Origin of the sequence: Kaistella rhinocerotis (genome assembly GCF_030243905.1) — a bacterium.
Classification (GTDB): Bacteria; Bacteroidota; Bacteroidia; order Flavobacteriales; family Weeksellaceae; genus Kaistella; species Kaistella rhinocerotis.
On record NZ_JASSYY010000002.1, the window covers coordinates 878868 to 890969 of the forward strand.

At 41.9% G+C, this 12102-nt stretch carries 12 protein-coding genes; 6 read left to right on the forward strand and 6 right to left on the reverse strand.

Annotated elements, in window-relative coordinates:
* The first annotated feature begins 104 nt into the window (after positions 1 to 104).
* Genes QEP06_RS09325 through QEP06_RS09335 form a run of 3 tightly spaced genes read left to right on the forward strand, consistent with a single transcriptional unit; the run spans position 105 to position 3111 of the window.
* A complete protein-coding gene (locus QEP06_RS09325; protein ID WP_285270007.1) occupies positions 105 to 1073 on the forward strand; it encodes a glycosyltransferase family 2 protein in 969 nt (322 codons plus the stop codon).
* The gene (locus QEP06_RS09330; RefSeq protein ID WP_285270008.1) at positions 1070 to 2122 is read left to right on the forward strand and encodes a glycosyltransferase; all 1053 of its coding nucleotides are present in this window, start codon (positions 1070 to 1072) and stop codon (positions 2120 to 2122) included. The genes QEP06_RS09325 and QEP06_RS09330 overlap by 4 nt, the downstream gene beginning before the upstream one ends.
* Positions 2119 to 3111, forward strand: coding sequence for a WaaS/CpsH family glycosyltransferase (locus tag QEP06_RS09335; protein WP_285270009.1), 993 nt, complete (start codon positions 2119 to 2121; stop codon positions 3109 to 3111). The genes QEP06_RS09330 and QEP06_RS09335 overlap by 4 nt, the downstream gene beginning before the upstream one ends.
* Positions 3112 to 3124: 13 nt before the next feature.
* On the opposite strand, the gene QEP06_RS09340 is transcribed toward QEP06_RS09335, so the two are convergent.
* Entirely contained in the window at positions 3125 to 5197 is a 2073-nt protein-coding gene (locus QEP06_RS09340; RefSeq protein ID WP_285270010.1) for a glycosyltransferase, read from the reverse strand.
* 15 nt (positions 5198 to 5212) lie between these two features.
* Positions 5213 to 5557, reverse strand: coding sequence for a phosphomannose isomerase type II C-terminal cupin domain (locus QEP06_RS09345; RefSeq protein ID WP_251832134.1), 345 nt, complete (start codon positions 5555 to 5557; stop codon positions 5213 to 5215).
* Positions 5558 to 5649: 92 nt separating this feature from the next.
* On the opposite strand from QEP06_RS09345, the gene gltX reads away from it, so the two are divergent.
* Together gltX and QEP06_RS09355 are read left to right on the forward strand one after the other, a co-directional pair.
* A complete protein-coding gene (gene gltX, locus QEP06_RS09350) occupies positions 5650 to 7164 on the forward strand; it encodes a glutamate--tRNA ligase (protein ID WP_285270011.1) in 1515 nt (504 codons plus the stop codon).
* Positions 7165 to 7212: 48 nt separating this feature from the next.
* Positions 7213 to 8169 (forward strand): acetyl-CoA carboxylase carboxyltransferase subunit alpha, encoded by a 957-nt coding sequence (locus tag QEP06_RS09355; RefSeq protein ID WP_285270012.1) that lies wholly within the window; start codon positions 7213 to 7215, stop codon positions 8167 to 8169.
* An 80-nt stretch (positions 8170 to 8249) separates the two neighbouring features.
* On the opposite strand, the gene QEP06_RS09360 is transcribed toward QEP06_RS09355, so the two are convergent.
* Both QEP06_RS09360 and rpmH read right to left on the reverse strand, forming a co-directional pair.
* Positions 8250 to 8960 (reverse strand): cell division ATP-binding protein FtsE, encoded by a 711-nt coding sequence (locus QEP06_RS09360; RefSeq protein WP_285270013.1) that lies wholly within the window; start codon positions 8958 to 8960, stop codon positions 8250 to 8252.
* Positions 8961 to 9136: 176 nt separating this feature from the next.
* Positions 9137 to 9295 (reverse strand): 50S ribosomal protein L34, encoded by a 159-nt coding sequence (rpmH, locus tag QEP06_RS09365; RefSeq protein ID WP_285270014.1) that lies wholly within the window; start codon positions 9293 to 9295, stop codon positions 9137 to 9139.
* 296 nt (positions 9296 to 9591) lie between these two features.
* On the opposite strand from rpmH, the gene QEP06_RS09370 reads away from it, so the two are divergent.
* On the forward strand, positions 9592 to 10599 hold the full coding sequence (locus QEP06_RS09370; protein WP_285270015.1) for a DHH family phosphoesterase: 1008 nt from the start codon (positions 9592 to 9594) through the stop codon (positions 10597 to 10599).
* Between the two features lie 182 nt (positions 10600 to 10781).
* Here the strand turns inward: QEP06_RS09370 and QEP06_RS09375 are convergent, their stop codons facing one another.
* Together QEP06_RS09375 and QEP06_RS09380 are read right to left on the reverse strand one after the other, a co-directional pair.
* Positions 10782 to 11564, reverse strand: coding sequence for an alpha/beta fold hydrolase (locus QEP06_RS09375; RefSeq protein WP_285270016.1), 783 nt, complete (start codon positions 11562 to 11564; stop codon positions 10782 to 10784).
* 11 nt (positions 11565 to 11575) lie between these two features.
* Positions 11576 to 12082, reverse strand: a complete 507-nt coding sequence (locus tag QEP06_RS09380) for a hypothetical protein (protein WP_285270017.1) — start codon at positions 12080 to 12082, stop codon at positions 11576 to 11578.
* Positions 12083 to 12102 lie beyond the last annotated feature (20 nt).

The window sequence follows — 12102 nt, forward strand, 5'->3', positions numbered from 1 at the left end:
CATTAACCACTGCGAAAATCTTTATCTAAGGGAAAATCTCAACAATTATTTTTAATTAAAATTTACACCTTTTAATTTTTAAAAATTTCGTCAATCACCCTTGCATGGATAATTCTCCGCTGATCAGCCTTATCATCCCAATTTATAACGCCGCACACACGTTGGAACGGTGTCTCAGCAGTGTTGTCGGGCAAACCTACAACAACCTCGAAATTATTGTAGTTGATGATGGTTCGACTGATGAAGGCGCTGTAATTTATGAAGAATTCAGTTCAACTGACGGCAGAATAAAAATTCTCAGACAAACCAATTCAGGAGTTTCAAAAGCCCGGAATAGTGGCGTGGAAAGTGCGACAGGGAGCTACATTTGTTTCGTGGATTCCGATGATTGGGTGGAACCTAATTATTGCGAAAAACTGTTTTCGTTAATTCAAAATGAAGGTGCGGACATTGCGATTGTGGAAGCCGCCTACGAGGACGAAGCCGGAAATGTCGTTTTTCAGAAGCCGGTTGCGGACGAAAGTGTTTTTGACGGGCGAAGAGCGCTGTTGCTTTTACTGGAGGATGAGGTGATCCAAAGTCATCCGTGGGGAAAACTTTACCGCGCAGATTTGGTTCGTGACATTAAATTCCCGGAAGATCTGAAGTGTTTTGAAGATTATTCTACATTGTTCAAAATCTTCAATAAAGCGGTGAAAGTGGCAAAATCTAACGATCAGTTGTACCACTACATTCAGCATTCCGCCAGTCTCTCGCATAATCTTTCGCCCGAGACTGCCTACCAGTTTTATCTCGCGATCATGAAAGTGTACAGTTTTTGGAGATTCACGATGCCGCTGGAAGAAAAAAGTCCGGTTACCAAAAATATTATCCGCAAACTGCTGATGGTTTTGAAAAGAATTCTCAGAAATACAGACCACAATGTAATGCAGGCCGAAAAGGAAATCATCAGGAAATCTTTCCGCTCGTTTCTTCAGTATCCCATTACGGATATTGGTTTGGAGTATTATTTTTATGTTCGGATGTATTATTTTTTCCCGGCGATCTATACAAAGTTGATTTCAAAAAAATGAAAGAAAAACCGCTCGTTTCCATCGTCGCTCCGTGCTATAACGCCGCCGAATATCTAGCAGCGTGCGTGAATTCGGTCATGGCACAGGATTATCAGAATTGGGAATGCATTTTAATAAATGATGGCAGCAGGGATGAAACACTGGAAATCCTGATTGAGTTTGCAGTTCAAAATCCAAAATTAAAAGTTTTCACACAGGAAAACGCGGGTTTGTCTTCGACGCGAAACCGCGGAATCGAATCAGCAGCCGGAGATTTGTTGTTTTTTCTTGATTCTGATGATGTTTTAAGTACGGACGCGTTGCATATCTTGGTTTCTGCTTATGAAAATAACGATATTGTTTCTGGAATCACTGTCAATTCCACGTTTACGGATCATAAGATAACGAAGGTTTCGCACTTGCTGCATCCGAAAGAAGGCGATGTAACATTTATAAATGATGATTTCGAAGTTTTAATTCGCACGATGGAAAGCGGACTTTCGCCCGTAGCGCAAAACAGACTGTACCGCAAAGAATTTCTAGATAAGAACAATCTCCGTTTCAGGCCGGGCATTCTGCACGAAGATGAGCTTTGGTTTTTTGAAACAATGCTTGTGGCGCAAAATGTAAAGTTTGTCAATAAGGAAACCTATTTTTATAGGATTGACAATCAGGATTCTATCACACAGAATGTCTCGGACAGGAATTTGGATTCATATATTAAGGTGATGGAAGAAATTATTCAAAAGTACACGCGAAATCCGCGTTTTGTGACCGTCGCCGCGTGGTATGCCGTTTATATCAAAAAGATCTTCCTGGATTTTGCAATCCGTGAAGAATCGAAACTCAGTAGCGGAATATTCGAAAAGTTAGAATCTGCTTTGAAAGAGAGCTACGTAAGTTTGGATGGGAAAAATTTGCTTTCATTTAACAATTCGCTTTATTACCGCACGCTCAACACGCTGTCCCTGCAACCATTTCCAGTTATTAAAAAATATTTCTTTAAAAATCCGGTGAACAGTTTGAGGAAGATAAAGCGTGTTCTTCAAATCCGCCAACTTCAAAAATGATGGAAAATCCCAAAAAATTTCTGCTCGTGATGCCCGATTATTCGGATTTTCCGGACCTTTTCATTAAGAATTTAAAGTTCTTAGGCTTTGAGACTCAGCTGATGACGGACAAGATTTCACCGTTTAAATATCAGCGTGCCGACAGGATCATCAATTTTTACCGTAAGACATTTTTAAAAGATAAGCACTTTAAAAAAAAGCTCGTGGCTGCTCAGGAAGAAAGAAAACTTTTGGAGTTGGCCAACCGCATACACGAAACATTTGATTATACATTGGTGATTCGGCCGGACGCTTTCCCGGTTTCGGTAATTAAAGAATTAAAATCTAAAAGCCGGAAATTCATCGCGTACCAATGGGATGGGATTGAAAAATTTCCTGAGGTAAAGAATTATTTTAAATTCTTCGATTCTTTTTTCTGCTTCGAAAATGTTCCCGGAGTGGCAAACATTAAAAAAACGACGAACTTTTACTTCGATTCTGATGGTTTTCAGGAAACTGATTTAATAGTTCAAAATCCCGAGCCCGTCTTCTATTTTGTAGGTCTCGATTGGGAAAACCGCCGCGAAAAGATCGATAAATTTGTAGAATTCGCGCTGTTGAACGGATTTAAACTCGATATTTATCTTCAGGAGTTTGATCCGAACCCGCTCAGAAATCCAAACATTAATTACATCGACCAGCGGATAACATTTGCAGAAAATATTGAGAATGTGAGGAAATCGGATGTGCTGCTCGATTTTATCGACCCAAGACATAATGGGTTGTCAATCAGGTTTTTCGAAGCGATGCACTACCGCAAAAAAATAATTACAGACAATCCTGAAGTTCGCAATTACGATTTTTATCATCCCGATAATATTTTCATCCTCTACAACCACAACTTCTCTGGAATTTCAGAATTTGTGAGAAAACCTTATTTCAATTTGCCGGAAAACGTGGTGCGGAACTACAGTTTTTCTGAATGGATTAAACGCATTATCGCAGATTGAGGTTCTAAGTTATCTAACTCAGGTTCGAAAGAAGTTCTGCAATATTTTCAGACTGATTTTCCGGTGTAAAGTACTTTAATGCACTGTGCGTGCCTTGATGCAGAATGTTCCAAAGATTTTCGTCTTCGTACAAGTGCAGGATATGCTTTGCGAAAGTTTCGGGATCTGAAACTTCAGCCACCAGCGCACTTACGCCGGACTCCAGTCTCATTCCTTCGATCCCAATGGTGGTGGAAATCACCGGCAGACCAAACTCCAGAGCCTGGCCAATCTTGCCTTTCACGCCGGCGCCGTAACGAAGTGGAGCAACCATGGCTTTAGCACTAAGGAAAAGATTGTCTATACTTTTTTGGTAACCTAAAATCACGAAATTCTCGGAATGTAAAGCTTCGAGTTCGGGCGGAACATTGTGTCCGACAATGAAAACTTTAATGCCGGAATTCTGCTTCCAAACCAACGGCATGATCTGATGGTAAAGGTACAAGACGGCATCAACATTGGGTTTATGGTTATATCCGCCAATGAAAATCAGCCCTTCGCGCTCGCTGAAAGCCTTCGTTCCAAGATGCGTCTTCAAAGAATGAATATTGCTCACCACGGCTATTTTCTCTGCATACAAACCGGTTTTTTCGAGTGTTTCTTTCTCCTGATCGCTTATCGCGATTACCACATCGGCTGCTTTCAAGGCCGATTGTTCAAGTCGGCAAACCTTCTGTTCTTTCTTTAATGTCTTTTTGTCTTTGGTGAAATATTCTTTTTCCCGGTCAAATCTCAGATAGTGGAGATCAACCGTATCATAAATCACTTTTGCTTTGAAACCGACAGGTTTAATGAAATCTAAATAGTATTCGTAGCCTTCCGGACGGAAAATCCATATAAAATCCACTGTGTTTTTAATTTGTGAAAGTTGCGCAGACTTCCGCACGATCTTACCACGCGGCGTGACGTAATCCTGTAAAATCTCGACGCCTAAATCCTGAAACTGCTTAATGTATTCAGTATCACCTTCCCAAAATTCATTTTTTATCAGCAGATATATTTTGTGATTATTTCTGACAAGGATTTTTACGATTTCGGTAAACCGGTTAGAGCCTGAATCCTGATCGAATTTAGGCATGTATTCTTCCGTAATCAGGATGCTTTTGCCGTAAGCGGCATTATCGTTTGCGCGGTAAAATTTGTCGCCCGGCAGCCAGGTTTCTTCCAGCTTATTCTGCCATCTTTCGAAAAATATTGTGGTATTTCTCGCCATCAGACTGTCCTTAGCGAGATTTGCGTTGACGTAGCTTACGTTTTCAAAATGAATCACTTCAGACCGCGGCTGATAATAAGTGTCAAGGCCCTGTTCGTGCTTCAGCTTCATGCAGAAGTCATTCTCCTCGAAGTATGCCGGTGCATAAATTTCATTATACAGATTCAGCTGGCCTGCTGTATTCAGCCTTTTAAAGAGTAAGCTGCATCCTGAGACATAATCTACCTTGCGTAAAAAATTAAACTGCGGAGCATCGATTGACTGGCCTGCGCCCCTGTTCACGATCATTTTATTTTTAAAGACAAGGCAGCCTGCTTCCTGAAGTTCATTATTGGGAAAGATTAGTTTTGAACCAACTGCTCCAACACTTTCATGGGTTTTAAACACCTCGAGTAAAGATGCCAGATATCCTTTCTGCACCTTTGTGTCATTGTTCAGTACGTAGACATAGTGTCCCGCAGCTTGCTTGATTGCCAGGTTCACGCTTTTCAGATAGCCGATGTTTTCGGTGTTTGAGATAAGCTTGACGCCTGATATCTGCGATAAAATTTGTCGGGTCTCATCAGTGCTGGCATCATCTACAACGATGATTTCTTTCGCGATATCGTCTTCATGCTGGTAAATAGAGTAAAGGCAGTTGAGCGTGAAGGAAATCTGGTTGTACACCGGAATGATGATACTCACTTCGGGGCTACTTGTTTCGGGGAAAGATATCTGTTGATTCTGCAGAAACGCGTGGCTTTCTAATTGAGAAACAACCCGCCGTGCCGCTTTGATGAATTTTCTGTCGCGTTTGTACTGCTTCAGTTTCTTTTTCAGATTTACAAACTTCATTGCAGTATCAGTGGTTTATATCCTTTTATAATCATCCTCAAGTCTCACGATATCATCTTCACCAAAATACGTACCCGTCTGTACTTCCACGAAAATCAGCAGGTCTGAGCCTGTGTTTTTTATCCGGTGGCGGGCGCCTTGAGGTATTGATATGCTTTCGCCATAAGAGAGGCTGTGATCTTGGTCATCCAGTGTTACCACCGCGTTTCCCTGCACAACCGTCCAGTATTCCTGGCGGTGGTGGTGATATTGGTAAGATAATTTATGTCCAGGCTCTACTTCAATCCGTTTTAGTTTGTAGTGTGGTTCATCAGCCAAAACATAATATTTTCCCCACGGTCTGTCACCTACTTCAAGCATTTTTCACTAATTTAAATGCAAAACTAAATAAAATATCCCAACATTTTCAACCACTCATTTTTTACCTAAATTTGCACCTTAAATTTTCAGGTATGAACAAAGTAAGAGTGCGTTTTGCACCCAGCCCTACCGGGCCTCTGCATCTTGGTGGCGTAAGAACGGCCCTGTATGATTATCTTTTTGCTAAAAACCAGAGCGGCGAGTTCGTTTTGAGGATCGAAGATACAGATACAGCCAGATATGTAGAAGGTGCGGAAGACTATATTATGGAAGCGCTGGCATGGTGCGGAATCATTCCTGATGAAAGCCCAAAACACGGCGGTCCCTATGCACCGTACAGACAGTCTGAGCGCCGTGAGATTTACGACAGATATTTAGAACAGATCCTTAAAACAGATTACGCATATCTGGCTTTTGATACGCCGGAAGAACTCGATGAGATTCGTAAAGAGTATGAAGCAAAAGGTGATGTTTTTGCTTATAATTTCATCACGCGGAACCGTCTTAAAAATTCAATTACACTTTCCGAAGAGGAAGTGAAGCACCTTTTGGAGCAAAAAGTACCTTATGTCGTGCGTTTTAAGATGCCGGAAAACAGAGTTTTGAACCTTGAAGACATCATTCGCGGAAGATTCTCTGTAAACACCGATACACTTGATGACAAGGTTTTAGTAAAACAAGACGGAATGCCGACTTATCATTTTGCCAATATCATCGATGATCACGAAATGAAGATTTCTCATGTGATCCGCGGCGAAGAGTGGTTGCCGTCGCTTGGACTTCATTATCTATTATATGAGGCGATGGGCTGGGAGAGACCTCAGTTTGCGCATTTGTCTTTAATTCTTAAACCTGAAGGTAAAGGCAAACTCAGCAAGCGTGATGGCGACAAATTCGGGTTTCCGGTATTTCCATTAAATTTTAAAGATCCTGAAACTGGCAATATTTCAAAAGGTTACCGCGAGGAAGGCTATCTTCCCGAAGCTTTCATCAATATGGTTGCCCTGCTCGGCTGGACGCCCGCGAATGACCGCGAAATCCTGTCTCTCGCGGAAATGTCTGCGGAATTTGACCTGAATAAAGTACATAAAGCCGGCGCCCGTTTTAATAAAGAAAAAGCCGAATGGTTCAATCATGAGTATATAAAACTAAAAACGGCAGACGAGATTTTACCTTCACTTAAAGAAGTGGAAGGTGCAAATTTCAATAACTGCAGCGACGAAAAACTTCTCAATGTTATTTCTTTGATGAAAGACCGCGCTGTCTTTGTGAAAGATATCTACCGCGATGGACTTTTCTTCTTCGAGGCTCCTGCAACGTATGACGAAAAAGCAGTGAAGAAAGCCTGGAATCCTGATGCTGCAGCAGTGATGAACAACCTTGCAGAAACGCTCGAAAATGCTGAAGTTTTTGAAGCGGTTGCTTTAAAGGAAAGCATTCATCAGTTTGCAGAAAGCAAAGGTTTGGGTATGGGCAAGGTGATGATGCCTCTGCGTCTGGCGCTTGTAGGTGAACTGAAAGGCCCCGATGTACCGGAGATTCTGGAGGTTTTAGGCCTTGATGAAAGCGTGGCACGAATTCGAAATGCTGTGAATAATATCGCCTGATTTCTATAAATTTCCCTAAATTTGAAAGATTAATTCTTAACCGAAGCAATGGAATACCTAAATTTTGAACTTCCCATTAAAGACCTGATGGACCAGTACCAAACCTGTTCTTTGGTGGGTGAAGAAAGTGGCGTAGATGTAAAACTTGCGTGCTCGCAAATTGAAGATAAAATTACAGAGAAAAAGAAAGAAATATACGGAAACCTCACGCCGTGGCAGCGTGTTCAGCTTTCGCGTCATCCGGACCGTCCTTATACGCTCGATTTCATTAAAGGAATCGTAGATAAAGACAGTTTTCTTGAGCTTCACGGTGACCGTAACTTTGCGGATGATCCGGCGATGATCGGCGGTTTGGCTACTATTGACGGTCAGCGCGTGATGATCATCGGGACGCAAAAAGGTCGTACTACCAAAGAAAGACAGCATCGCCGTTTTGGGATGAGCAATCCGGAAGGTTACCGCAAGGCACTTCGCCTGATGAAGTTGGCGGAAAAATTTAGAATTCCAGTAATATCATTGGTAGATACACCGGGAGCTTATCCAGGTCTTGAAGCAGAGGAACGCGGTCAGGGAGAGGCAATTGCAAGAAATATTTTTGAAATGACGATGCTTAAAACTCCGATTTTCGTGTACGTTATTGGCGAAGGAGCAAGTGGTGGTGCATTGGGAATTGGTGTTGGAAACAAGGTTTATATGTTAGAAAACACGTGGTACACCGTTATCGCACCTGAAAGTTGTTCGTCGATCCTATGGCGAAATTGGGATCATAAGGAAGATGCAGCTAACGCACTGAAACTGACTCCGCAAGATGCTTTGCGCGAAAAATTCATTGACGGGATCATTCCCGAGCCGCTTGGTGGAGCTCACTACGAACCTCAGGTGGCGTTTGATAACCTGAAAACTTCAATCCTTCAGAATATCAAAGCATTTTCGGCATTCAGCGGGAGAGAGCTCGAAACTCAGCGCCAGGACAAATTCATCGCGATGGGTCAGTTCAAAGGCTAAAGATTCGGTTTAGACAATACATAAAAAAATCCTGCAGAATTATTTTGCAGGATTTTTTATGTTTAATTATTTCCAGTTCTTTACTCGAAAAGTTCCATTGTATTCAGCACAGTCACTTTGCCGTCTTCACAGCGAATCGCTTCACCCGGGAAGTTTTGGATCATGTGATAGTCATGCGTCGCCATCACCACCGCCGAATTATTTTCAAATGCAACCTGCTTCAGCAGAGTCATGATTTCGTTCGAAGTTTCCGGGTCGAGGTTTCCGGTAGGTTCATCGGCAAGAATAAGTTCAGGATGGTTCAGAAGCGCGCGTGCGATCGCGATACGCTGCTGTTCACCACCCGAGAGTTCGTGTGGCATCTTGTGTTTTTTCGATTTCATTCCGACACTGGCCAACACCTCATTGATACGGTCATCAATCTTTGTTTTGTCATTCCAGCCGGTAGCTTCAAGAACGAATCTTAGATTTTTTTCCACTGATCTGTCCGTCAGCAGCTGAAAATCCTGGAAAACGATGCCCAGTTTACGGCGCAGATTGGGTACGTCTGAGGCGCGAAGATTTTCAAGATTAAAACCAGCCACAGTTCCCTGACCTCCGGAAAGAGGGATGTGCCCGTAGAGTGTCTTGAGAAGGGAACTTTTCCCCGAACCGGTTTTCCCGATGAGGTAGCAGAAGCGGCCCCGTTTTATATTAAGATTCACGGCATTGAGAACCGTGAAATTTTTCTGCGCAATTTTAGCGTTATTTAGTTGTATTACATCTTGACCTTCGTGAGAGGAGTGTGGCATAATGCTTCTTTATTATTTAAGTAAAAACCCGTAGAACCGGGCATTGTAATGATGAATGAATTACATTCAAAAATAAATAAAACTTTCCTGAAGAAAGCCTAATTGGCAAATTTTAACAACAAAAAATGCCTGAAAAATTACTTTTCAAGCATGTTTTTGTATGATAATTTCTGAGGTTATCTCTTAGCGCGAACTGCACTAATGCTTAAACTCTTTCTGCCTTTTGCTCTTCTCGCTGCCAGAACTCTTCTTCCGTTAGGCGTCGACATTCTCTCTCTGAAACCGTGTTTGTTTCTTCTTTTTCTTTCGGATGGTTGGAAGGTTCTTTTGCTCATTGCTAATATTTTTAAGTATAAACGCTGTCTTATTTTTCAGACTGCAAAGATAGCGAAGTTTTTATTTTCTGCAAATATTAATCAATAATTTTTAAGACAATATTGATTTTCATTTCGTGTAAACGGTTTTCCCGCATCGTTGCGCTGGGTCCGTGCATTATTTACCAAGGCATCCGTCTTTGCGAGTGCAAATTTAAATTAAAATTTGTTTTAAATCTGGTTTTGAAATGTTCTTTCCTATGGAGGCTTGCATATTAAAAACTTATATTTGAAATCTCAAAAAAATAAATAAACACATGTTCACGTCTTCTGAGTTAGCCTCCATTAAAAATATACTTACACCGGACAAAAATATTGTCATTATTACGCATTATAATCCTGATGGTGACGCAATTGGCTCCAGTTTAGGCCTTAAACATTTTCTCCGTCAGTTAGGAATTGAAGCAGAAGTGATCGTGCCGAATGACTTTCCGAAGTTTCTTAAATGGATGCCGGAAGCCAAAAAAATTATCATTGCAGATTACAAACGCAAAGTTGCAGGCGAAGCTATATACAACGCCGATATTATTTTTATTTTGGATTTTAATGCCTCCCACCGCAGCGGAAATCTTGTAGGTCCGTGGCTTGAGAAGGCGCGCGCTACCAAAATTCTGATCGATCACCATCAGCAGCCCGACGATTTTGATTTTGTGTATTCGGATGTTACGGTTCCGGCCACCTCGCAGATGATCTATCATTTCATTCAGGCGCTGGAAGAGGAAGATAAAGTGAATCAGGATATCGCAGAATGTCTTTATACCGGTATCATGACAGACACCGGCGGCTTCAGATTCCGCTCTACAAGCGCCACAACGCACCGGATTGTTGCTAATTTGATTGAAAAAGGTGCCGATCCCGCGATGATTACTTCAAATACCTGGGACACGAACACGGTTTCCCGGCTGCATTTGCTGGCGCTGATTTTAGGCCGAATAGAAGTGGTGAAAGACGGTAAAGTAGCTGTTTTATATTTAAAAAGGGACGAACTGAAGCAGTACGGTTTCCAGAAAGGTGACACAGAAGGGTTTGTTAATTATGGTCTCAGCATTCTCGGGACACAGGTTTCGGCCTTTTTTATGGAAGATCTTTATGAAGATTTCATCAAGATCAGTTTCAGGTCCAAAGATCATGTGGACGTCAATCAGTTTTCAAGAAATCATTTCAATGGCGGCGGACATATCAACGCTGCGGGCGGAAAATACTTTAAAGATTTAGAAGGAACCATCGAAGATTTTAAAGAAAAGATCGAGGCTGAAGATTTTTAGTAATCAGACATTGACGCGGAGTATAACAGCAGACACACTGCCAAAACGTACAGAAACGCAATAAAAGCGGTAAACTTCCAGAAGTTTTTTGGTCCGTTTTTGTCAAATACCCTGTAGATAATAGGGATTGGAATGAAAAACAGCGAAAGAAGCGCTGACAATATCAGAATGCCGATTCCCATTTAAAACAGCAGGTTTTTAGGCAAATTGTGCAGAAGTTCCGTATTGATTATTTCGGCACAAATTGAAGGCTTTTCCCAGTGTCCGTTGTGTCCGCAATCGAGCAGATAAGATTTGATGTTGGTTTTGTCGGGCAACTGACGCAATATACTCTCGCTTTTCACTGCACCGTCATGCTTTCCGGCAATTACAACAATTTTTCCCGGAAAAGACTGCAGTAGCTTCGATTTGTCGGTGCGCTCTATCATCCCTTTCACTGCGGCCAAAACGCCTTCTACGGGAGTAGTGAGCGCGATTTCTTTTGCCGTTTCAATCTTGCCTTCTAAAATATCTTTTTCATTTTGGCTGAACAGATTCGGTATTCCCGCCCTTGCGTACGAAGGATAAGATTCTGCAATCACTCGCAGACTTTTTCGGCGCTGTTCCTTTTTTTCATCATCGTCTGCCAGAAAGCTTGAGAAAAACAGCGTGAGCGATTTCACCATTTCCGGATTTTTTTCAGCAAATGCCAGCCCAGCGTAGCCTCCCATAGAATGTCCAAGCAGATGGAAATTTGAAATACTTAAGCTGTCCAAAGTTTCTTTCACCTTTTCCGCCATCAGTTCCATGGTGTGTACTTTCGCATAAATTGGTGATTTTCCGTGGCCCGGAAGGTCGATTTTTATGAGCGAGAATTTTTCAGAAAGTCGGGGTTCCATTTCATTCCAGATGGTGCTGTTTTCCATAAAACCGTGGAGCATTACCAGTTTTTCTTTGCCGCTGCCGGCTATTTCGAAGTGAAGCATATCGTCTGATTTTATTTGAAGTAAATGTCGATGTAATCGATGAATCCGTCAGCATTTACCTTGTTTTGAAGTCGGTAAAAGTTGCCTTTTCCTTCGTTCAAGAATGTTGTCTTTTTATTCCGAACAAAAGTTTTGCCGTTAATTTTCTGCCTGATCTCCCCATCGAAATTTAAATGTCTCTCCGATACTTTAATAATTTCCCCGTTCACAGAAACTTTGTTGCTTCCTGCCGCCGCATTTCCTGAAACTGAATAGGTATCACGGTACGTTTTTTCAAATTTTATATTTCCGGAAAACGGTGCCACACCATCCGAACTGAATGTCAGGCGGTGGCTGCCGCTTTCGTCTTTGAAGATATTTTGCTGATTGCGGATCGCGATACTGTCATTCCACTTCCTGCGTTGTGCGTTGATGGAGTCAATCCGCAGCTGTTCAGCCGAAACGATTGTTTGAGAGGGCTTTTCAGGTTTGCAACCAATAAGAAAACATGATAAGATCAGGAAGGAAAGAATTTTCATCCGCATATTTTTTAGTTAAA